Origin of the sequence: Diplocloster modestus, from assembly GCF_019042245.1 — a bacterium.
GTDB classification, from domain to species: domain Bacteria; phylum Bacillota; class Clostridia; order Lachnospirales; family Lachnospiraceae; genus Diplocloster; species Diplocloster modestus.
Genome location: NZ_JAHQCX010000002.1, coordinates 447,599 through 469,675, shown reverse-complemented (window position 1 = coordinate 469,675; position 22,077 = coordinate 447,599). Strand labels below are relative to the sequence as shown.

20 protein-coding genes are annotated in these 22,077 nt (G+C 46.8%); 17 read left to right on the top strand and 3 right to left on the bottom strand.

The annotated features are described in order from the left end of the window. Positions 1 to 4 precede the first annotated feature (4 nt). From KTH90_RS04980 to KTH90_RS04940, 9 genes are all read left to right on the top strand, one after another. Positions 5 to 1,069, top strand: a complete 1,065-nt coding sequence (locus tag KTH90_RS04980; protein WP_158349981.1) for a DUF5716 family protein — start codon at positions 5 to 7, stop codon at positions 1,067 to 1,069. Positions 1,070 to 1,081: 12 nt separating this feature from the next. Next, positions 1,082 to 1,915: a tetratricopeptide repeat protein gene (locus tag KTH90_RS04975; protein ID WP_158349980.1), complete on the top strand. Its 834-nt coding sequence runs from the start codon at positions 1,082 to 1,084 to the stop codon at positions 1,913 to 1,915. Between the two features lie 819 nt (positions 1,916 to 2,734). After that, positions 2,735 to 4,225, top strand: coding sequence for a sugar ABC transporter ATP-binding protein (locus KTH90_RS04970; RefSeq protein WP_238726360.1), 1,491 nt, complete (start codon positions 2,735 to 2,737; stop codon positions 4,223 to 4,225). Between the two features lie 25 nt (positions 4,226 to 4,250). Beyond that, complete coding sequence (locus KTH90_RS04965; RefSeq protein WP_158349978.1) at positions 4,251 to 5,237, top strand: ABC transporter permease; 987 nt, start codon at positions 4,251 to 4,253, stop codon at positions 5,235 to 5,237. A 14-nt stretch (positions 5,238 to 5,251) separates the two neighbouring features. Beyond that, positions 5,252 to 6,265, top strand: coding sequence for an ABC transporter permease (locus tag KTH90_RS04960; protein WP_158349977.1), 1,014 nt, complete (start codon positions 5,252 to 5,254; stop codon positions 6,263 to 6,265). Between the two features lie 101 nt (positions 6,266 to 6,366). Next, positions 6,367 to 7,446, top strand: a complete 1,080-nt coding sequence (locus KTH90_RS04955; RefSeq protein WP_158349976.1) for an autoinducer 2 ABC transporter substrate-binding protein — start codon at positions 6,367 to 6,369, stop codon at positions 7,444 to 7,446. Positions 7,447 to 7,763: 317 nt separating this feature from the next. Continuing rightward, the gene (locus KTH90_RS04950; protein WP_158349975.1) at positions 7,764 to 8,699 is read left to right on the top strand and encodes a ribokinase; all 936 of its coding nucleotides are present in this window, start codon (positions 7,764 to 7,766) and stop codon (positions 8,697 to 8,699) included. Positions 8,700 to 8,724: 25 nt separating this feature from the next. Then, complete coding sequence (locus KTH90_RS04945) at positions 8,725 to 9,519, top strand: DeoR/GlpR family DNA-binding transcription regulator (RefSeq protein ID WP_238726368.1); 795 nt, start codon at positions 8,725 to 8,727, stop codon at positions 9,517 to 9,519. A gap of 17 nt (positions 9,520 to 9,536) precedes the next feature. After that, on the top strand, positions 9,537 to 11,027 hold the full coding sequence (locus KTH90_RS04940) for an ATP-binding cassette domain-containing protein (protein ID WP_158349973.1): 1,491 nt from the start codon (positions 9,537 to 9,539) through the stop codon (positions 11,025 to 11,027). A gap of 217 nt (positions 11,028 to 11,244) precedes the next feature. On the opposite strand, the gene KTH90_RS04935 is transcribed toward KTH90_RS04940, so the two are convergent. Continuing rightward, positions 11,245 to 12,000 carry a GNAT family N-acetyltransferase gene (locus tag KTH90_RS04935; RefSeq protein ID WP_158349972.1) on the bottom strand — a complete coding sequence of 252 codons (756 nt, stop codon included), beginning with the start codon at positions 11,998 to 12,000 and terminating at the stop codon, positions 11,245 to 11,247. 647 nt (positions 12,001 to 12,647) lie between these two features. Here KTH90_RS04935 and KTH90_RS04930 point away from each other — a divergent pair. The 8 genes from KTH90_RS04930 to KTH90_RS04895 all read left to right on the top strand — a co-directional run bounded on the left by KTH90_RS04930 (position 12,648) and on the right by KTH90_RS04895 (position 21,056). Beyond that, on the top strand, positions 12,648 to 13,445 hold the full coding sequence (locus tag KTH90_RS04930; RefSeq protein WP_158349971.1) for an HpcH/HpaI aldolase family protein: 798 nt from the start codon (positions 12,648 to 12,650) through the stop codon (positions 13,443 to 13,445). A 25-nt stretch (positions 13,446 to 13,470) separates the two neighbouring features. Then, positions 13,471 to 14,817, top strand: coding sequence for a citrate transporter (locus tag KTH90_RS04925; RefSeq protein ID WP_158349970.1), 1,347 nt, complete (start codon positions 13,471 to 13,473; stop codon positions 14,815 to 14,817). 178 nt (positions 14,818 to 14,995) lie between these two features. Then, positions 14,996 to 17,122, top strand: coding sequence for a hydantoinase/oxoprolinase family protein (locus tag KTH90_RS04920; protein ID WP_158349969.1), 2,127 nt, complete (start codon positions 14,996 to 14,998; stop codon positions 17,120 to 17,122). A 28-nt stretch (positions 17,123 to 17,150) separates the two neighbouring features. After that, positions 17,151 to 17,918, top strand: a complete 768-nt coding sequence (locus tag KTH90_RS04915) for a hypothetical protein (protein WP_158349968.1) — start codon at positions 17,151 to 17,153, stop codon at positions 17,916 to 17,918. A gap of 89 nt (positions 17,919 to 18,007) precedes the next feature. Then, positions 18,008 to 18,778: an IclR family transcriptional regulator gene (locus KTH90_RS04910; protein WP_238726359.1), complete on the top strand. Its 771-nt coding sequence runs from the start codon at positions 18,008 to 18,010 to the stop codon at positions 18,776 to 18,778. Positions 18,779 to 19,158: 380 nt separating this feature from the next. Next, on the top strand, positions 19,159 to 19,608 hold the full coding sequence (locus KTH90_RS04905) for a PPC domain-containing DNA-binding protein (protein WP_158349966.1): 450 nt from the start codon (positions 19,159 to 19,161) through the stop codon (positions 19,606 to 19,608). A 35-nt stretch (positions 19,609 to 19,643) separates the two neighbouring features. After that, a complete protein-coding gene (locus tag KTH90_RS04900) occupies positions 19,644 to 20,105 on the top strand; it encodes a YhcH/YjgK/YiaL family protein (protein WP_238726358.1) in 462 nt (153 codons plus the stop codon). 39 nt (positions 20,106 to 20,144) lie between these two features. Continuing rightward, positions 20,145 to 21,056: a YhcH/YjgK/YiaL family protein gene (locus tag KTH90_RS04895; RefSeq protein ID WP_158349964.1), complete on the top strand. Its 912-nt coding sequence runs from the start codon at positions 20,145 to 20,147 to the stop codon at positions 21,054 to 21,056. Positions 21,057 to 21,137: 81 nt separating this feature from the next. Here the strand turns inward: KTH90_RS04895 and KTH90_RS04890 are convergent, their stop codons facing one another. After that, entirely contained in the window at positions 21,138 to 21,338 is a 201-nt protein-coding gene (locus KTH90_RS04890; RefSeq protein WP_158349963.1) for a hypothetical protein, read from the bottom strand. Next, positions 21,284 to 22,018 (bottom strand): hypothetical protein, encoded by a 735-nt coding sequence (locus KTH90_RS04885; protein ID WP_158349962.1) that lies wholly within the window; start codon positions 22,016 to 22,018, stop codon positions 21,284 to 21,286. The genes KTH90_RS04890 and KTH90_RS04885 overlap by 55 nt, the downstream gene beginning before the upstream one ends. Positions 22,019 to 22,077: the final 59 nt, after the last annotated feature.

The window sequence follows — 22,077 nt, the reverse complement described above, 5'->3', positions numbered from 1 at the left end:
CGGGGTGACACGTTTGGCAGAACAGCAGAGAAGACATTTTGGATGCAATGTAACGGAAGATGATATCCGGCTGAGCTTTGTGGGTAATGATGAGGAACCTATGACTGTTACGATACCGATCAATCATGAAAAAGAGGACTGCGCGGTGGCGGGAGCCTGTGAGCCGGAACAAGTGCAGGCTTTTGTCCTGACGGCTAAAGATCCGGATTCGGATATTACCGTGGAATGTGTTGAGAAAATACAAAACGCCGGGATACCGGAATCGGTGATCTACGTGCAGGATTATCTGGAGAGTTTTGTGCATTTTGTGGTGCATCAGGAGCCGGAATTGTGGAACCACGCGGTAGTGCTGTTTACGCTGGAGCAGGGAGTGCTCAAGAGCTATGAGATGATTATGAAGCGCCAGACCAGGCCATACCTGGTACAGGTTTATCCGGGGCCGGTGAAAGTTTTTGACGGGAATGACGGTATGGATGAGGCTTTTGCTGAGCTCGCGATGAATTATTTCCGAAAAAAACTGGTGTCTTCCGTGTTCCTGTCAGGAGAAGAGTTTGAAGGAAACTGGATGAAACGCTCATTAAAAGTACTGTGTGCCGGCAGAAGGGTATTCCAGGGAAAAAATCTGTTTTCCAAAGGAGCCTGCTATGCGGCACTGGACTTTACGATGGAGAAAAGGGGATCCGGCGGTGGGGAAGTGCCCTTTATCTATCTGGGGGAACGGAACACGAAGAGTTTTATCGGTATACTGACCGAAGCTAGGATCGGAAAAGAGTGCAGAGAAGTGATGTCAGCCGGGCTTTTTTGGAGAACCTGCCGTGTGGTGTGCGAGGTGATGGCGGACGATACCGAAGAGATCGGACTGGTGGTACAGTCGGCTTATACGGGAGAATCCAGACAGGAAGTCATCCCCATTCCAGGTCTTCCCAGGCGTCCGAAGCGGACTACGAGACTTAAGATTACCTTTACCTGTAAAAATGTGCGATGCTGCCATGTGCTGGTAGAAGACATTGGATTCGGCGAATTCTTTTCGCCCAGTGGACTGAGCTGGGAAAAAGATATCCCGATATAGGAGGAAACAGTGATGGGCGGAATCTGGTTATGCCATGGGAAGACAGCGGCGGTTCCATATTATATGGAACAGGCGGATGTCAGGCTCTATTCTTATGAAGAGTTGTGTTATTTTTTGTATCATAATCTGTACTTGTTCGAACGTGAGATGCTGACGGAGAACTTTGTGCGCTGGCTGGATCGGGAACTGGAACTTCCGGGGCTGGCCGGCGATATCCGGGAGATGGTCAGGCAGAATACGGGACTGATTCACATTTTGGAGCGGATCTTCGAAGATGCCCCATATCTGAATGCCCAGGAGATTCAGAGGGCCGGAAAAATGCTGCGGACAATCCTGAACGAGCCTGAGAGTGTAAAACGCAAAAAAAGAGGCGATCGTTACGTGGAACTGCACCGCTATGAAGCGGGGATCAGGGAATACAGGCAGATCCTTAAGGATGAGGGGGCTGAGGCTTATGATGGTTTTTATGCCCAGGTGTACCATAATCTGGGTACGGCCTGTGCCAGAATGTTCCGGTTTAAAGAGGCCTCAGAGTATTATATGCATTCCTACCGTCTGAAAAAAGATCCGGAAGTGATGCTGGAGTTTACGGCAGCCCTGCGGCTGGGGCTTCCACAAGAGCTTTACGCCGGTCTGATAAAGAGAGGGCAGGCCACGAAACAGCAGGCGGATGAAGTGGAGAAACGGATTCAGGAACTAAAGGAGCTGAACCGATCAGGCGCAGATGTCAGGGAATTGGAATGTGTGCTTGCTCAATCCGCAGATGATGACAGGAGGGAGCTTTATGGCCTCACTGGTGAATGGAAGCGGGAATTTAGGAAAAATATTCAATGCCGTACTGCATAGCAGGGCGGCATTTTTCTTTTTTTTGGGGCCGGAGCGGGCTGGCGCAAGGAAGAGACTTCCGGGGCGCAGGCTCAAAAGAATCGGGTGCAAAATCGCATCGGCCGGACCTAAGAACGGGTAACTCCGATGGAGGGAGAACCTCTTATTTGCAGGGCCCGGGACAAACTCGCCAAAGGACGGCTCGGACAGTGTCCCGGGCCCTGCGAGGTTCTCCCTCCATCTGCGTAACCCGTTCTAAGGTCCGGCCTCAAGCGGTTTTGCACCCGATTCTTTTGAGCCTGCGCCCCCGGAAGTCTCTTCCTTGCGCCAGCCCGCTCCTGCTTTGGTGATGCCGGAAGTGGGAGGACGATCTGCTTAGATTATTGTTATATTATGGATTTAAATTTGGGTTGTAGTTAGTTCTTTTTTTGGGCATATTTCTTTTTGATTTGGGAAGGTAATAAGACTACTCTGGTCTGTGTTTGGGAATTTTCGGATCGAAAGTTTCGACTTTGATCGTTTCAAAACAAAAATTAAATAAAATATGAACGAATCGTGAATAAAAACGAGAAATATGTTGAGGAAATCCAATTACTGGAAGATTAAATAAATCATTGTGGGAAAAAGAAAAAACCGGAAAAAGTTCGAATTCATGGATTGAAACTGGCAAAATACACAAAAACAGAGCGATGTTTTTAGACATATAGGCAAAATGGCCTGTTTGATGATTTATTTTGTTGACAATACTGCCGAAGGAAATTATAATAATCACAAACGAAAGCAAATGCACATTCTAGACATAATTGCAAAAGTTTGTTCATGATTCGCGGAGGTGGAAAGGTGAAGGAAAAGTTTTTAGAAATATCAAACGTAAGTAAAACTTTCCCTGGTGTGAAGGCGCTTGATAACGTCAAGTTTGACATCGTTCCCGGTGAGGTACATGCACTGGTTGGTGAGAACGGTGCCGGCAAATCGACATTGATCAAAATCCTGTCCGGTTTCCAACAACCGGATTTGGGTGCCAAGATCGTGATCGAGGGAAAAGAAACAAAATTGAACGGTGTTATGGATGCCATCCGTCAGGGTATATCGGTTGTTTATCAGGATTTCAGTTTGTTTGGGAACCTGACCGTTGCGGAAAATATCGGTATCAATGAGATTATCGAGAAAAACCGCCCGGTACTGAAATGGAAAGAGATCAACGAGAAAGCAGTTAAGGCCCTGGCTATCGTAGGAGCCGAGATTGATCCGAAGGAAATCGTTGAGAACCTCTCGGTGGCAAAACAGCAGATGGTAGCGATTGCCAGTGCCGTTGCGCAGGACGCCAAAATGATTATCCTGGATGAGCCCACATCGGCATTGTCCAGAAACGAAGTAGAGACATTATATGACATTATTGATAATCTGAAGAAAAAGAACATTGCGATCATGTTCGTTAGCCATAAGATGGAAGAATTATTCCATGTTTCCGACCGCTTTACGATCTTCCGTGACGGGCAGTATGTCGATACGGTGGATGCAAAAGATGTTACTGAGGATGATCTGGTGTCCATGATGGTTGGCCGTAAGGTAGAGATCAAGAGTTACGCGAACCTGGAAAATAAAGGTCCGGTTGCCTTGAAGGTAGAGGGACTTTCGAAGAAGGGTAACTTCAAGAATATCAATTTTGAACTTCACGAGGGTGAAGTGATCGGCATTACAGGTCTGGTAGGTGCCGGACGTAGTGAGATGGCACAGGCGATATTTGGTATCAACCCTCCGGATTCCGGTAAGGTTTATGTGCGGGGCAAAGAGGTACATATCAAATCACCAGCGCAGGCGCTGCAGCACGGTATCGCCTATATCCCGGAAAGCAGACAGACCCAGGGACTGGTATTACCGAAGACGATTGAAAGTAATATTACTCTTCCGGTACTGAAAAAATACAGAAATAAAATAGGATTAATCGATCGAAAGACTCAGCGTGCTTCCGTTGATAAATGGGTAGAGATGCTGGATGTCCGTCCCAATGACCCGGATATGCTGGCGATGCAGCTCTCCGGCGGTAATCAGCAGAAGGTAGTTCTGGCAAAATGGATTTCTACCCAGGCAAAGATCCTGATCGTGGATGAACCTACGAACGGTGTCGATGTCGGAGCAAAAGCAGAAATTCACCAGATTATCAGAAAACTGGCCAGTGAGGGTACGGCGGTAATCGTTATCTCTTCGGAGCTTCCTGAAATCTTATCTGTCAGCGACCGGATACTAGTCATGCGTAAGGGCAGAATTGCAGGAGAATTCCTGAATAAAGACCTGACGCAGGAAATGATCATGAGTAAGGCCGTTGTTTAACGAAAAGATAGGGAGGTAAGGAAACGTGAAGAATTTCGCTAAGAATTTTGTGAAAAGAAAAGAATTCGGTATTATACTGATCGTTGTGATCTTATCCGTAATTCTGACATTTTTGAGCAGCGCATTTTTGACCGTAACCAATATCATGGACTTTATGAAGAGTAATTCCGTATATGGTATTATGGCATTTGGAATGCTGCCGGTATTGATTTCCGCCGGTATCGATCTGTCGGTATCTGCGACGATCGCACTTAGCGCTGTGGTAATAGGTAAGTTTATGCTGGCATTCCCGAATTCCAATCCGGTTATCGTAATTCTGGTGGCTATGATTGTGGGAGCAGCGGTAGGTGTAATCAATGGACTGATTATCACCAAGTTTAATATTCCTCCGATCGTTACGACGCTGGGTGTTATGACGATCGTAAACGGCGCGGTTCTTCTGGGAACCGGCGGCGCCTGGATTTCCGGTCTGCCCCAGTGGTGGGTGAGCTTTGGATCCTTTAAGCTTTTTGGCATCGTTCCGACACAGCTTTTCATGCTGATATTTGCCGGTTTGGTTACATGGCTGATCCTGAAGTTTACGCTGGTTGGACGTGGTATCTACGCAGTCGGCGGCAGCCAGTCTTCCGCAGTCCGTGTCGGATACAATGTGAACCGGATTTTGATTTTTATCTATGCTTTCTGTGGTATGATGGCTGGCCTGGGAGCTGCGGCTCATATCTCTATCGTAGGTCAGGTTGACCCGAATACTTATACCGGATATGAACTGGACGTTATTTCCACCGTAGTTTTGGGTGGCGCCAGCGTTATGGGTGGTACAGGTACCGTCTTTGGAACGACCTTAGGTGTGATCCTGATGGCAGTTCTGAAAAACGGTCTGATTCTGGCCAGAATCCCCAACTATTGGCAGAAAGTTGTTATGGGTCTCGTTATTATTATAGCTGTATCTGTAGATGTTATTAACCGGAAACGTGAACAGGCGAAACTTGTTCGTGTCGATGTTGAGGAATAGGAGGAATTGATAAAATGAAATTTTATAAAAATTTGAGATCCAAACATTCCAATGAATTGACATTAGCAATCATCTTTATCGGTATTTTTGTTCTGATGAGTATTTTATCGCCGGATAAGTTCCTTTCCGGAAACAATATTAAGACAATGATGTTCCAGATGCCGGAATTCGGCCTTATGGCGATCGCCATGATGATCGCGGTTCTGACCGGTGGGATTAACCTTTCCATCACCACAGGCGCCGCCCTTTCCAGTATCGTATGTGCGTTTATTCTGTCCAGTGAGTTCAGCCAGAACAACAATGCGCTGGGAATTATCTTGGGACTTATTGCCTGTATGGTAGTAGCGGTGATCTGCGGTGTGATCAACGGTTATGTGGTAGCCTATATCGGTGTTGCCGCCATGCTGGTTACGCTGGGAAGCAAGACGTTATTTGAAGGACTGGGCCTCGCCTTTACAAAAGGCGGTTCCATCTCCGGATTCCCGGAAGCATATTCCTTCCTGGGCAACGGTTCGGTGCTGGGAATTCCTTTCCCCATCATTCTTTACATCGTAGTTATTATTGTCAGCTACCTTCTGATTGAGAGAAGCGCCTGGGGTACGGAAGTATATATGGTAGGCTGCAATGAGATTGCAACCCGGTTCTCAGGAATCAATACAAAGAAAACGCTCATGAAGGTTTATATTTACTCGGGTATTATGGCAGGGTTTGCATCGATTCTGATTTCTTCCAGATATAATTCTGCGAAGACGGATTACGGCTCTTCCTATATGATGCAGGCGGTTACCGCGGTAGTACTGGGCGGAACCAGTATCTCCGGCGGACATGGCACGGTAGCGGGAACAGTTCTGGCTGTCGCCATCGTACAGGTAATCTCTACCGGATTGAATATCTTGGGTGTAAACCGCTATATCATCAATATCATTACCGGCGGTATCCTGATCGTAGTTCTGGCACTTCGTTATATCACCAAAGTGATGGAGGATAACAGAAAGATCAAAGAAAGAGCAGCAGCTGCTGCGAAATAAGCCGATAGAACAGGCTCGAAGGCCAGTTGGGAGGCTAAGCCCTCCCGCGGTCTTTACATAAAATGAGCAACAATTTTCATTCAAAAAAAGGAGGAAATGAAATGAAAATGAAAAAGTTACTTAGTTTAACACTGGTAACAGCAATGGTTGCGACCATGTCCTTGGTAGGATGCGGAAGCAAAGAGGAAGCTCCGGCTGAGACTCCGGCACCTGCAGAGAGCGAAGCGCCTGCAGCACCTGCAGAGAGCGCAGCTCCGGCTGAAAGTGAAGCACCTGCTGCTTCCGGCGAAAGCTATGATATCGTAGTTATGCCGAAACTGATTGGTATCCCTTACTTCAACCAGACTGGTGAGGGTGCTGAAAAAGCTGGTAAAGACCTTGGCGTTAACGTAATCTACAACGGACCTACCACAGCTGATGCTGCAGAGCAGGTTAAAATGCTTGAAGATTATATTACACAGGGCGTAGACGCTATCTGTGTAGCTCCTAACGATCCCGCAGCTCTGGATCCGGTTCTGAAAAAAGCAAAAGAAGCCGGAATCAAAGTTCTTGACTGGGATACTCCTGCAACCGAAGCTCTTGTAGACGCTTCCATTCATCAGATTTCTGATAAAGAACTTGGCGAGCACTGCGTAGACAAACTGGTTGAGTACATGGGAACTGACGAAGGCGAATATGCGATCATCACCGGTGGACTTTCCGCTGCTAACTTAAATGCATGGATCAAATATGCAAGAGAATATGCAGAAGAAAAATTCCCGAACCTGAAATTAGTTGAAGATCCCTACCCGACAGATGAGAAACAGGATGTTGCTCTGTCTACTGCAAAAGACGTTATGAAAGCTTACCCGGATCTGAAAGGATTCATCTGTATGTCTACACCTGCTCCGATCGGAACCGCTCAGGCTGTTCGTGAATTGGGATTACAGGATAAAGTTACTGTAGTTGGTACCTGCGTACAGGAAGACTGCCAGGATGTATTATCTGATGGCTCTCTGGATTGCGGTATGCTGTGGAATACCCAGAATCTTGGATACTTAACCGTTGCTTGTGCAAAAGCTCTGCTTGATGGCAATACCTTATCTAACGGTGCTACCATCGACGGTTGGGACAGCCCTCTGGTAATGGAAAATGACAAGATCGTCGTTATGGGGCCTCCGGATGACTACGAGAAAAAATAATGAATAAGATTCTAAGGTAACTGCATGTTGCGACAATAGAAACAAGCTAGCGGCTGATCTATTGAAATGAATCTCTAAGAGGTGGATTTGCTTCTTGCAATCCACCTCTTATTCTATTATAGTAAGGAGAGGAAGTTTTTTGTCGAAAATTTCATAGGTTTGTCGAAGTATTGCTGAATATTTGCGGAAGAGTTGTTAAAAGTTCGCGGAAGAGAGTTCCGGACCCTTTGGAAGAGAGACCGGATTATTTGGAAGAGTAATTTTTGCCGTTTTCAGCGGTTTGGTGAAGATAAAAACGGGTTAAAGGAGGAGCATGCATGGGTAAAGTGCTTGTGATCGGCAGTATTAATATGGATATCGTCATTGGCGTGGAACATATGCCGGTTGGTGGAGAGAATGTGTATGTAAATGATGTGGAACTGATTTGCGGAGGAAAAGGGGCGAATCAGGCAGGAGCAACTGCGAAGCTGGGGCTGGATACCGTGTATTTCGGGTGTGTGGGCCAGGACGAGAATGGAAAAAGGCTGATCGATACGCTGAAACGCAGTGGAATCGATACCAGCTATATGAAAGTGAAAGACGGCGGAAGCGGACAATGCTATATCATAGTGGAAGGCGACGGCCAAAACCGGATCCTGGTATCCCCGGGCGCCAACGAGAAAATGACGGTTGAAGACATTGATCAGGTTATCCTTCCTTTGATATCGGAGCTGGATATGATTTTGACACAGCTGGAGATTCCTTTGGAATGTGTGGAGCGGATTGTGCAGCTGGGAAAAGAACATGGAGTGAAAGTATTTGTAGATGCCGGCCCGATCCGTGGGTGCAAAGCGGGGCAGCTGCGGGGAGCCTGGTGTATCAGTCCCAATGAGACGGAACTGGGGGCCCTGGTTGAACGCAAAGTACAGACGGAAGAGGAGATTGTTAAGGCGGCGGAAGAACTTCTGACATTGGATGTGGAATGCGTGCTGGTGAAATTGGGGGGCAGCGGCTGCCTCTATATCAGCAAGGATGAGAGAATACGCCAAAAGAGCTATAAAGTGAATGTGGTGGACACGACGGCTGCGGGCGACAGCTTCAGCGCAGGCTTCGCGGTAGGTGTCCTTGAAAATAAAAGTACAAAAGACGCGATTGATTACGCGACCAAATGCGGCGCAATCGCAGTGACAAAGAAGGGGGCGAGCCCCAGTCTTCCGACAAAAGAAGCGGTTATGAATTTTGAAAAAGAGTACCTGAAGAACGAAACTTTGTAGGACTGAATATGGAAGGGTGTCTTTGGTGTTTCAAATAGAGAGATTAGAGAAAATTAAGCAAATACTCACGGAACAGAAATCGGCGGATGTCATTTGGCTGAGCAGCTACCTGAAAGTGTCGGAAGTAACGATCCGGCGTGATCTGGAGAAGCTGGAATCGGAAGGTTTTTTGAAGAGAACCTATGGTGGAGCGATTCTGAACAATGACACAGCCAGTTCATCCCAAACGGGGCAGATACAGCACATGCAGTCTGCTGTGAAACCTGTATTGATTTCGGATTCGGCCAGGGATCTGGGCGAAATCTGCCTGACACTGGTGGAGGATTATGATGTTATCTTTTTGGGCCGTGGTGAGAGCAATCGCGCTTTGGCGGAACGATTATATGAACGCACGGGGGTTGTTGTGTTTACCAACAGCCTGATGGTGCTGCAGATCATGGAGCATGACCGGAAAAACAAGGTGATTCTGACCGGCGGTGAAGTGGATTATGTAAAAAAAGTAATGAGTAACAGCAGTATTGGGATTCCTTTTCCGGATATTCGGGTAAACAAAGCCTTTCTTCATATACAGGGTGCTGACCTGGAGTATGGCCTGACGGTGAATGAACAAGAAGATGCCTGGATCTACAGGGAAATCAAAAGCAAGTCCAGAAATATGGTTGTCATCATGGAGGGAAAAGTGTTTGACAAGATAGGACTGATAAAGGTGGATGATATCTGCGGCGGAGATTATGTAGTGACTGACAGCAGTATACCGGAAGACTATAAAAGATGTTTTTATAAGAATGGTATTCGTTTGCATCAGAAATTTGATTTGTAGGAATAGGGACGCGGGACATGGTATTTAAAATTTCGGAGATTTGCAAGCAGTATGGGGACAACATCGTATTGGAAAATATATCCCTTGAATTACAGGGGGGTAAAGTACACGGAATCCTGGGCTATAATGGCGCGGGTAAGAGTACGTTGGGCAAAATTGTCGGAGGCGTCATACAAAAGGACTCCGGCCATATGCATCTGGACCGCATGGAATGCAGCAACTGGGATGTGCGCAGAGCCATGCGGTCGGGTGTGTTTATCGTGGACTATCATTCGACGCTGCTGCCGGAATTGACTGTACGGGAAAATATGCTCTACGGTTTGAATAGCATAAAAGACGGGAGCCTGTTAAGCGTTATACGCAATAAAAAGAAGATTGTCCAAAGGCTCAAGAGTGAATTAGAACATTATGGGCTGGAGTGCAATATGGATTGGCAGATCAGCCAGGTCTCCAATTCCATGCGCAATATTCTGGAACTTCTCCGCATCAAGCTGTTTTCGCCAAAGGTTGTGGTGGTGGATGAAATTGACGCAAATGTGAATGAGTTCTATCGGGATCGGATTAAGAAAATTATCAGGGACATGGCGGACGACGGAGTGGCCGTCCTGTATATTTCCCATCAGATACAAAGGGTGATGGAAATCTCCGATGAAATCAGCGCGATCATGGACGCGCATCTGGTGGAAACGGTGAAAGTCGCCGATATGAAACCTGAAAATGTAATAGATATGATGTTCAAGATTACGAATGAACATCCCCCCAAGACGATTGTAAAACCGCAGGCGAAGATACTGGAACTGAAGCATATCAGCAATAATGTGATCAGCGACTTTTCTCTGTATGTGCGGGAAGGGGAAATCGTCGGAGTGGTGGGCCTGGAAAAAGAGGGACCGGCTTCCTTTGGGGAACTGCTTTTTTCAGATAAATATCATCCGAAACAGAGTGGCGACGTTTTGTTCCGGGAGAAAGAAATAAGCCTGGTTACCCCGCAGGATGCAATGAAAGCCGGAGTGATTTTCCTGGATTCCAATGTGATTGACCAGTATCTGTTCCCGGGACAGACGGTCCGGGAGAATATGCTTCCGTTCGCCATCCGTGTAAAGTGCAGGGATCTGGAAACGCAGACGAAGATCTGTCAAAGCTACCTGGACAAGCTTTCCATCAAAGCAAAACCGGAAGATAAAATAGAGCATATCAGTACCGGCCATCAGAAAAAGATACTGATTGCCAAGAATATCTTATCCGAAGGGGAAGTTTTTATATTTGCAAATCCTACGGATAACATTGATACGGTATCCAAGATTGATATTTACAATATTATGAATGAATTGAAGATGCGGGGCAGGGGAATTATTCTGATTTCTAATGATTATCACGAGGTAGCGGGTATCTGCGATGTGATTGTCGTTGTGGAAGACGGGAAAGTGGTGCGCAAGTTTAACAATTATGCACTCCACGAAAAGGAACTGATTGCCTGGAGCGGGCAGGAAGAGGAACGTGATATCTGAACCGGTACGTACTTATTTGCCGATAGGAACGGAACCGGCAAGGGACAGGATAGATTTAATGAAGGTATGAAGGAACATAAAGTATGAAGGAACATAAAGCGTGGAGGAATGGAAAGGGGAAAGGAATGTAAAAAAGGGTACTGCCGGATAATTGAGAAATCAGTTATTTGGCAGTACCTTTTTATAAGAGAAAGATTTTCTGTTTCATAGAATAATTTTATAATTGCAACTGATCCAGTAGTTTTTTCAGCTGCCCTTCGTTGAGCAGCTGCGTGGTTTCGAATTTGCCGTTATAGAAAACAGCCCAGTTATTAAAGATACAGGGAACGGACTTTGCTTTTTCCAGTGTGTCTACTTTGATCAGGTCGAGAGGGAGACTGTTCTGCTGGCAATAAGCGGTGACCTGTTCGACACAATTTGGTATATAAGGGCATTGGGGACTGTAATAAATGGTGAGGATATTGCTTTCGATGCGCTGTGACTTTGCGCTGTCTGTAAAATGCGGAACAGTACCGCTGTCAAGGGATAAGGCCAGCAGCTCATAGTCTGACCCGATGATGTCCACAGTCTTAAAGCCGTTTCTAATAAAAAACTGCTTGTCTGATAAATAGGGCTTTTTCTTTTTGGAACTGACAACACAGACACCAGACTTGCCGGTTTTCCTGGCATCTGCCAGACAGGAGTTCAATAATTCTGCCCCGTATCCTTTCCCTTTAAAACTGCCGGCGACCCACAGGCAATAAATATAAAGATAATTATCACCGGCGATAGGGACCCAGGCTTTTTCTAAAGGGGCATATTCGATAAATACTTTGCCTCTTTCATCTAACTTTCGAAAAACGTGTCCTTCGGATAGCTGTTCTTTTAACCAAGCTCTTTTTGCGCTCACGCCCAGCTGGTGTTTCTTGTCTGCAATTGCGCAGCAGAGGTGTTCCTGTTCTATAGTTTCGCTGTTGATCGTAATAAAGCTCATGTTCTGCCTCCTGTAATAATTAATTGATAGAACTAAGACGAGATTTGGGCGGTTCACGAGGAACTCGTACCTATTTTTAAGTATAGCATATTTAATAGGACACCATTATGTCTGATTTGAGACGTTAATCATGCTTTACAGCATCCCTTATGGAGCAGGTAAGCTGCGACCCCGCCTGGAGGGCATGCATTAAGGGATACTGTAAAGTAAAGTATTAGTATAAAATTTGAGCAGTAATTAGTAAAGGGGGAGGTTACATATAATATTACATAATGTGAAATGAACTGACGCAATGATAAATATATATTTATATGAATTCTAAAATACGAAAAAAGTATAAAGTTGGTTGGAATATGGCAAAAAAACCATTATATATAAGCTGACATGAAGAAAAAGACATCCGGAACTGCAAATTCAAAAGTAGAATATTTCATAATGCGAAATAAGTAGATGAAACTAGAACGAAAATAATTGTATATATTATACAAAAACAGGAAGGAGAGAAACAGAAAATAGCATTAAAATATGTATAAAATGCTGTTTATATCAAAAATTCTGAATGTTATTGACAAAAGCTGAAAAAGGAGTAATAATTAAAGCGTAATATCATTACGCATTGTGAAATAGAAAAGGAGGAGACAAAGGAAATGATGCGGGAAAGTGAGTTAAAGAAGAAACTACGAAATGGAGAAGTTGTGAGTCTGGTATTTTTGGAATCCACGCATCCCGGAACGGCAGAAACGCTGGCATTGGCGGGAAGTGACATCATCTGTATTGATAATGAACATGGATGCTTCAGCTCAGAACAGATCTCCAATACCGCCAGAGCGATTACGGCTCTGGGCAAAGCGGCTATTTTAAGAACTACCTGCTGTGATCCCAATGTGATTGCCCACTATATGGACTGCGGGCTCAGCGGGATATTTGCCACCATGGTAAAAGATGCGAAGGCCTGCCAGGATGTCATCAACGGGGTAAAATTCGCGCCGGTTGGTAAAAGGGGAGTTTGCTTTAACAGCAGGGCAGCCCACTTCGGAATGCATGGAATGAGTGTGGAAGATTATTTGAACTGGTGTAATAATAATACCGTGATCATGGTAGATGTGGAGTGCGTATCGGCCATTGATGATCTGGATAACATTATCGCGTTGAAAGACATCGACGTAGTACATACCGGAATGTGGGATCTGGCCAGCGCCTACGGGCACTACGGGCACCCGGAACATCCGGAAGCCAAGAAAATCAATGATGATGCGGTTGCTAAAATTATCAAAGAAACCGGAATCTGCTGTGCTTACGCGCCGGATGCGGACGCGGTACCCGATGTGATCGCCAGGGGATTCCGGATGATAAATCTGGGCGGGGAATATGACTTTATCGCAAATCACGTGAAAGCCTGCCAGGCAAAGATCGATGAATACAATGCTTCCTTGAAACATGCATAAACTTGAATGAGAAAAGGAGAATAGTATGGAATTTGTTATTGGGGTTCTTCTGCTTTTAACATTTGTTTGTCTCGTAGTATATGCCGTCAAAGGCGGCAACATGGCACTGGGCGTTCTGATTATGGCTACCTTGTGGGCGATATTTGCGACAGTTGGACATTATTTTGCCAGCGACTCGTTTTTAAGCGCAAACGAAGGGATCGCGTCACTGTCGGTTATGTCAGTCATTGAAGAGGTATTCCAGAACGCGTTTACGAATAACGGCGCGAATACGATCCTGTTTTTCTTCGGCGCTTTCTTCGGAAGAGTTCTGCTGGATACCGGTATCGCGGCGGCGCTGATCCGAAAAACCGTGGAGCTGGGCGGCGACAAGCCGGTTATCACCTCTGTGCTGCTGTCCGTAGTGGTTGCGGGGATCTTCAGCAGTATGTTCGGAACCGGCGCGGTAATCGCCATCGGAGTAATCGTACTGCCGATCCTGTTATCCCTGGGAATCAACAAGAGAGTGGCTCTGACCTCCTTTATGCTGGCCATCGGCGCAGGCCTGTATATCAATGTCCTGCCCTTTAACCAATACCAGATCTACTACGGGGATGACAGCTATGTCTACAACGGACCGTTCCTGAAGTTTGGTATTGCAGCACTGATTGTTCAGCTGGTAGTCTGCATTGTCTACACTATTATCGCCTCTAAGAAAAAGAAAGCCGTATCCCACGCGTGGGCGGCACAGACAGTAGCTCCTCAGGAGAAGAAGGTGCCGGGAATCGCTCTGTTGATTCCGTTCCTTCCGGTAGCCATGGTTATTATTTTAAAGATTCCGATCTGTTTTGCTTTTCTGGTTTCGGCATTCCTGGCGCTGCTGGCTTGCGGCAGGCTGACCAGCTTTACAGAGACCGCGAGAGTGATCACCAAGAACTTTAATGACGGCGTTATAGATACCGCACCTCTGCTCTGCTTTATGATGTTTATCCAGGCGTTCAACAAGGCGGCCAGCATCTGCGCACCGTATTTCCACGCAGTACTCGGCGGCGTGATCCCGAAATCGGTGATCGGGATCTGTATTCTGTTTGCCGTATTCGCGCCTCTGGGACTGTTCCGCGGACCTCTTACACTGGCGGGCTCCGGAGCGGCTATGCTGGGAATCTTAAAAGGACTTGGTTTCAGCACGATCATCCTGTATCCGCTGTTCTACGCACCGACCATGACCATGAATATTTCCTGCTGTATTACCCAGTCTTGGATCGTGTGGGGGTTAAATTACACAAAAAATGAGAGTAAGGATTACTTAAAACACAGTATACCTTGCGGCTGGATTATCTGTATTGTGCTGGCTGTAATTACCTACTTTATGTTTGGATCTATGGCATTCTAAGTGGATTCAAAGGATATCGTACCGGGGCATTCCGTTTCCCGGTTGTCAAAACAGTAAGCGGAATGCCTGGTATCTGTGGTAAAATAAAGATATGGCCGCAGTAAATGCGGCACTGGAGGAAGCGCGCGAAGCGCATACCTGAATAAATGCCGCAGTAAATGCGGCACTGGAGGAAAGCATGAGCGACAGACTAGTAAGAATAGGGATTGACGTGGGGGGGACGCATACGAAGGCGGTGGCAATCGACAATACCACCCACGAGATCATCGGAAAATCCTCGGTCAAGACGACCCATGACGATAAAGCCGGCGTGGCAGCCGGAGTTGTTCAGGCATTTCAAAATTGTCTGGCGGATAATAACATCAGGCCGGAGGAAGTTATCTTTGTGGCCCACTCCACCACGCAAGCCACCAATGCACTGGTAGAGGGCGATGTAGCCAAAGTGGGAATCGTCGGTGTGGCCGGAGGCGGGCTGGAGGGATTGCTGGCGAAAAAACAGCTGAAAATCGCAGATATCGATATTGCCGCCGGGAAAGTGATTGAAATATTTAATACCTTTATCAAAAAGAAAGAGCTGACCGATGAGAAGATCAAGGAAGAGCTGAACAGCCTGAAGGGACAGGGAGCCCAGGTTATGGTGGCTTCCATGGCTTTTGGGGTGGATGACAGTGAACAGGAGAAGCGGATCAAACATATAGCGAAAGAAATGGAGCTGCCTTCCACGGCGGCTGCGGATATCACGAAGCTGTACGGGCTGACCAGAAGAACCAGGACGGCGGCCATCAATGCCAGTATCCTGCCGAAAATGCTGAACACGGCCACCAGTACCGAACAGAGTGTGCGGCAGGCAGGAGTCCAGGTACCGCTTATGATCATGCGCGGAGACGGCGGTGTAATGGAGATCAATGAGGTAAAAAAACGCCCCATCCTGACCATGCTGTCCGGTCCGGCGGCTTCCGTCATGGGTTCCCTGATTTATCTGAGAGCATCCAACGGGATATATTTTGAAGTGGGCGGTACCACAACTAATATTGGAGTGATCAAGAACGGACGCCCTGCCATCGATTATTCCATCGTTGGAGGCCATAAGACCTACATCAGTTCCCTGGATGTGCGCGTGTTGGGATGCGCGGGCGGCAGTATGGTGCGTCTGAACAAATCAGGTGTGATCGATGTGGGCCCCAGAAGTGCCCATATCGCCGGACTGGACTATGCGGTCTATACCGATATAAAAGAAATCGAGGAGCCGCAGCTTGAACTGTTCTCACCGAAACCCGGGGACCCGGCAGATTATGTGGCTGTCAAATTAAAAAGCGGCAAACGGATCACCATCACCAATTCCTGCGCGGCCAATGTGCTGGGCCTGGTAGACCCGGAATATTTTTCTTATGGAAATGCAGAAGCTGCCCGAAAAGCCATGGCGCCTGTGGCAGAGTATCTCGGGGTCACAGTGGAAGAACTGGCGGCCCAGATCATGGAACGTTCTTACAGGAAGATCGAACCGATCATTCTGGAACTGGCGGAAAAATACAAAGTGGAAACCGAACAGATTTCCCTGGTAGGAGTCGGCGGAGGAGCCGCGGCACTGATCGTCTATTTCGCGAAAAAGATGGGAGTGCAATACAGCATACCGGAGAATGCGGAAGTGATTTCCTCCATTGGCGTGGCACTGGCCATGGTCAGAGACGTGGTGGAACGGATCATTCCGAACCCGTCTGCAAATGATATACGCAATATTAAACTGGAAGCTATTAACAAAGCCATCGAAAGCGGCGCTACCCCGGAAAGTGTGGACGTCCACATCGAGATCGACTCCCAGACCTCCAAAGTAACGGCCATTGCCCTGGGATCCACGGAGGTGAAGACAGGAGATCTGATGTCGGAGTGTTCAGAAAAGGAGGCCCGGGAAATCGCGACGAAGGATTTCGGGGAACAGGTAAAAGATATAAAACTTCTGACCTCCAACGAACATTTCTATGTATACAGCGGAGTGAAGGAAAATAAGAATCCGATCAGGATCCTGGACAAAAAAGGCTTTATTAAAGTTCAGCGGACCGACGGGGATGCCATGACGGTCAAGGTAAAGGACTATCAGGGTGCGGTCAGAAATTACTATGAAAATATAGCGACCTACAATGCGGACAGCATATTAAGGCCGGACTATTATATATGCGTCGGGGGAAAGGTCGTGGATTTCAATGGAACCAACGATCTGGACCAGATTCTGATGCTGATGGATATCGAGATTTCCATTTTGGACGAAGAGGATGAGATCCTATTGGTGGGCGCGAGAAATCAATTATAGTACCAAACCGCAGGCATGGAGGTAAAGAATGGGAGAAGGATTGTTTAAACAAATCGGGAATTTTTATATGAAGAGGTATCAGGAAATGGCAGTGCCGGAGCTGGCGATGGAGAGGCTTTCGCTGGAAGAAATGTGCCGTTATCTGCTTGATGTGCCCGCTGCGACCTGGGGAGCCTATGCCTTTGCCCGGGAGAAAATGCGGGGGCGTCTGAGCGGAGAACAAAGAGAAGAACTTGCGGAGCAGGCAGCTGCCTGCGGGGCCTTATATGCCAAAAGCTACTCCGAACAGTATCAGACGGCGGACCCGAAGACTCTGGCAAAAACGCTGGGACTGCAGGTTACCTGTCCGGAAACACCGGAGAAGGGAACCCAGGTGCTCTTTGCCCAATTTACCGAGCCGGATCAGATAGAAGTTTATCAGGATTGCCTGACCAGGGCGGATCAAGTGTTCCGGCAGGAAAAATTAGATGAGCTTATAGAGATAGACAAAATCCCCGATATTCTTCTGGCCCATGAGATTTTCCACTGGATCGAAATGACGAATCAACAGGACATCGTAACAAGAAATACTACGGTGGTGCTCTGGAAAATAAAAGCGCTGGAAAATAAAGCACACGTCCAGTGCCTGAGTGAAATAGCTGCAATGAGTTTTGCAAAAGAGTTACTGGGGCTTGAATTCTGGCCCTATGTGCTGGATGTGCTTTTGTCCTATCCGTATAATCCGGATGCGGCCCATGCACTGTTCTGGGAAATCAGAAAGAGAAACGAAGAGAAGGAATGTAAAACAGGCGCTTAATTCGGAGGAGCTCTCGTTGACAAGATATTACAGAAAAGTGTATAATCTGTATATTATAAGGGTTTATGCACTTATTGAAGGGAAATGCCATGTCATCGAATCCACCTATCCAATCGTTAAACAGAGCCATTGATATCATAGAGTTCTTATACCATTGCGGGCACGAAGCCAGTATCAGCGAGATCAGTGATGGGACCCAGCTGTTTGGCAGCACGGTTTACCGTATGCTTTCCACGCTGAAAGCCAGAGGATATGTTTACCAGAATGAGAAAAATGCAAAGTACGGTCTTGGCCTGCGTTTGTATACCATCGGCAAGACCGTCAAGGAAAATATTCCATTGGTAAATGTATTTCAGAATATGGCTGTCAGGATCGCGGAGAAGTATAAGGAGACGGTCTATGTGGCGATCCCGTCGTATCAATCTCCGGCGATTCCCCAGCATGTGATCGCCCTGAAAGTATGCCGGAGCGAATATGTGCCGCGCAACGCGATCGAAGAAGGTGCGATTGTACTCAGCCATACCAGCGCCCTTGGCAAATGCCTGATGGCTTACAGTGAGGATGCAGTTCTGCAGGAATACCGCAAGCATCCGCTGGTCAAGCTCAAGCCTAATACGCTCACGGATTGGGAAGCCTTAGACGGGGAGTTTAATACCATACAAAATAATGGATACGCAATCGAACTCGAGCAGGAAAGTGACGGACAGACTTGTATCGCCGTTCCAGCCCTGGATCATAATCGGCAAATACTGGCGTCGATCGGTCTGGCCGGACCCATGAAAAATATTTTCCAATATACGATCAACAGCATCGTGGAAGATCTGTATAACATTGTGGGTCAGGCGAAAGAATTGATCTGACAGAAGAGCCGATCCGGACCCTGCAGCAGTACACTGCAGGCGGTCCGGCAGCCTGGCAGCAGGCTGCTGTATCGCAGAGATTCATGATCGGTTCCTTTGTATATACCTGCTGAACTCGTTCTATATATTATCCCAACCTGTTTTTCCTTCCCACAGCAATGACTGTGGATCTCCTTTTCATTTACGTCACTACTCTGAGATTCTTATATTTTAAGGATGGTAATCCAATCTTTTTATTTCCCAGACGCATATAACGTATCAGTTTCAGATGTCAGTCAGATTTAGGTTTACCGGGCAGACTTAGGTTTACCGGGCAGGATTTATTTATGCGGTTTTAAATACACGGCAGGTGTTAACTTTTGAGAAAGGAAGAATAATTTATGAAATGTTATGCGTCAGAGGGCGGAGGACGGGTTTTTGTGATCCGTCTGAACAAAGGTGATCTGTTAAGGGAATCCATTGAACAGGTAATTCGCGAACAGGAAATAAAAGACGGTACGCTTGTCTGCGGGTACGGTACGCTGGACAGATGTACTCTGCACATGATCAACACGATCGACCGATTTCCGGCCGAGGAGGATTTCCCGACCTGGCAGGATTATCCGCTGGAGCTGGTATCCATGACTGGTATCATTGCCGACGGCGAAGCTCATATTCACGCCGTTGTCTCCGATAAAGAAAAAGCGGTGGGCGGCCATCTGGAACCAGGGTGCCGTGTAATTTATCTGGCAGAGATCGTCATTTATGAACACAGGGAACTGCATCTTGTGCGACGGCCGACAGAATGGGGACCGCTGGCACTGGAGGAAAGCGCGGAAGCGCATACCTGAATCTAGTCGCAGTAAATGCGACACTGGAGGAAATTATGATAACGGGTAGTATTTTATGGGAGAGAGATTATGGATATTTGACCGCCCGCATCCATAAAGCGGTGCGATATCTAAAAGACCACAATTTGAATGCCATGGAAGACGGCACCTATGAAATAGACGGTGAAGAAATCTATATGATGCTGCAAAGTTTCTGCGTTGAAACCCCTATTGACGCGGCATATGAAACGCACAGGAAATACATCGATATTCAATATGTGTTAAATGGAGAATTGGAACTGCTGATTGGGGACCGTTCTGAGTTTGCTCCAAACGGAGAATACGACACAGAACAGGATGTACAGTTCTATGAGCCACGGGAATATGCTGCCCATGTGAGGTTGTCAGAGGGGGAAATGTCGATCCTGTTCCCGGAGGATGCCCACAAAATGATCTGTTTTCCCAAAAACGGTGAAACCGTCCGGATCAGGAAAGCGGTAGTTAAAGTCAGAGTCTAAATAAAATCATCAAGAATCAGAATAACAGCAGGTGAGAATATGATAATCGAAAAACTGGAATCTGCCGGGACATACGGCTGGATAGGTCAGGAGCTTGCCAAAGCGCTGGACTATCTGAAACATACAGATTTAAAAACACTGCCCGAAGGTAGGGTGGAAATAGACGGCGACCGAATGTTCGCGGTCGTCCAGGTCTATAAAACTTCGGGGGAAGAGGAATTAAAATTTGAAGCGCATCGTGCATATCTGGATGTTCAGTACATAATTGAGGGAACGGAGAAAATTCTCATCAGTAACATTGAAAATTTTCACCAAGAGGCTGTTCCCTATCGTCCGGAGGAAGACATCGTGTTCTACCAGGAAACACCAAAGTCTGTCGCTTTGATTCTCCAGGAGGGAGATTACGCGGTGTTCACTCCCGAGGACTGCCATAAGACCAGATGTGACGTGAACGGGAAAGAGAAACAGAACGTAAAAAAAGTGATCGTCAAAATTAGGATACATAAAGATCAGGAGGAAATCAACATGGGACAAAAAATAGGAATCCATCATCTGGCTGTCCGGGTGAAGGACTTTGAATCAGCAAAAGCGTTCTATACCGAGGGATTGGGCGGTACCTGCTATGCCCAATGGAATCATCCGAAAGGATTTCCGGCCTGTATGATCCGGCTGAACGCGGGAGGTATACTGGAAGTCCTGGGTGAAGGCCGGGAAGAACTGCCAGATGATTTTGAAGAGCGAAACGGCTGCTTTATTCACCTGGCACTGATCGTGGAAGATGTAGAGGCCGCGGTGGAACGTGCTCTGGAATATGGTGCCAGGTTAAAGGGAGAAATCAAAGATGTGGATATCCCGGAGTCTATGCATCTGGGAGCCGTTTATGGACCGTCGGGAGAAATTGTGGAGTTTTTGAAATACCGGGATGAACCTATCACTGAGAAAGCCGATTAACCAAGCGGAACGGCAGAGGGACAGAGTCCGTTATGGTAAACGCCCATGCACACAGCGGCATGGGCGTTTGGTAATATGGTATTATTTTAAGGTTTTACTTTCCCGTTTCAAACGTTCCTTTGCTTCTTCAATGCTCTCACCGTCTTTGGTGAGATAGCGGTCAACGAATGCATCCTCTATTTTGGTATACCCGCCAACAACGGTATCCTCTATTTTTTCGAAAGTTCCTACGACTTTCTCGGCAATTTTTTCATTTGCCTTAATGAGTTTGGACTTTGCCATATTGATTTTCCTTTCCTTTTTATCCCCTTGATCGTCATTATTGTTCCGAGCGTAAATATAAATAGGCAGACAGCAGCCCCGGTCAATATGTTCATCGTATGCGCTTGGGGATCAGACGATTCACCAAAGGACGCAAGCATAGATCTCTGCAAAGTTAAAACAGACGCGGCGACATCCGCATAGCCAATGCTGCGGATGACCGCCAGCAATGGTGAAGGATTTTTGCGCTGTTTGATTGCGCGTATGATGGCCATTGTGATTTTGTAAAAGCTGTAGGCGGCAATGGTAATCATAACAACCGTATCATGCCTTACAGCAATATTTTCCACTAAACTGATATAAATTACGCTGGTCAAAACAAAGCTTAATACTGCAAGCAATACGCCGGACAGCTTCATCACAAAATATTCTGTATCAACCGAAGCAGTGGAATTGCTTTTGCGTCCGCACAAAACGGCTGAAAAGCGCAGGGTACTCAAAATGGTATAATACGCACACATGGAGATAAACCATATAGACCGGTTCATCATACCGAGTACCCCGTTGTAGAGAGCATACAGCAGATTGATGAAAAAACTGAAAGCCGCAGTTGTTATAATTCGATATCTTTGGTCAGTTATCATTCTCTTTCCGATCTTTGAACGTTCAATTTTATCAAATATCTTTTGCCGGATACCCATACACCAAACCTGAATACTACATTCAGGGCGTGGCCTGTATCAGCCGCCGCCTGAACTGC

Coding starts and splice junctions, on each gene's coding strand:
- KTH90_RS04975 (WP_158349980.1), top strand. CDS start 1,082: ATGGGCGGAATCTGGTTATGCCATGGGAAGACAGCGGCGGTTCCATAT.
- KTH90_RS04960 (WP_158349977.1), top strand. CDS start 5,252: ATGAAATTTTATAAAAATTTGAGATCCAAACATTCCAATGAATTGACA.
- KTH90_RS04955 (WP_158349976.1), top strand. CDS start 6,367: ATGAAAATGAAAAAGTTACTTAGTTTAACACTGGTAACAGCAATGGTT.
- KTH90_RS04950 (WP_158349975.1), top strand. CDS start 7,764: ATGGGTAAAGTGCTTGTGATCGGCAGTATTAATATGGATATCGTCATT.
- KTH90_RS04940 (WP_158349973.1), top strand. CDS start 9,537: ATGGTATTTAAAATTTCGGAGATTTGCAAGCAGTATGGGGACAACATC.
- KTH90_RS04935 (WP_158349972.1), bottom strand. CDS start 12,000: ATGAGCTTTATTACGATCAACAGCGAAACTATAGAACAGGAACACCTC.
- KTH90_RS04930 (WP_158349971.1), top strand. CDS start 12,648: ATGATGCGGGAAAGTGAGTTAAAGAAGAAACTACGAAATGGAGAAGTT.
- KTH90_RS04925 (WP_158349970.1), top strand. CDS start 13,471: ATGGAATTTGTTATTGGGGTTCTTCTGCTTTTAACATTTGTTTGTCTC.
- KTH90_RS04920 (WP_158349969.1), top strand. CDS start 14,996: ATGAGCGACAGACTAGTAAGAATAGGGATTGACGTGGGGGGGACGCAT.
- KTH90_RS04915 (WP_158349968.1), top strand. CDS start 17,151: ATGGGAGAAGGATTGTTTAAACAAATCGGGAATTTTTATATGAAGAGG.
- KTH90_RS04910 (WP_238726359.1), top strand. CDS start 18,008: ATGTCATCGAATCCACCTATCCAATCGTTAAACAGAGCCATTGATATC.
- KTH90_RS04905 (WP_158349966.1), top strand. CDS start 19,159: ATGAAATGTTATGCGTCAGAGGGCGGAGGACGGGTTTTTGTGATCCGT.
- KTH90_RS04900 (WP_238726358.1), top strand. CDS start 19,644: ATGATAACGGGTAGTATTTTATGGGAGAGAGATTATGGATATTTGACC.
- KTH90_RS04895 (WP_158349964.1), top strand. CDS start 20,145: ATGATAATCGAAAAACTGGAATCTGCCGGGACATACGGCTGGATAGGT.
- KTH90_RS04890 (WP_158349963.1), bottom strand. CDS start 21,338: ATGGCAAAGTCCAAACTCATTAAGGCAAATGAAAAAATTGCCGAGAAA.
- KTH90_RS04885 (WP_158349962.1), bottom strand. CDS start 22,018: ATGGGTATCCGGCAAAAGATATTTGATAAAATTGAACGTTCAAAGATC.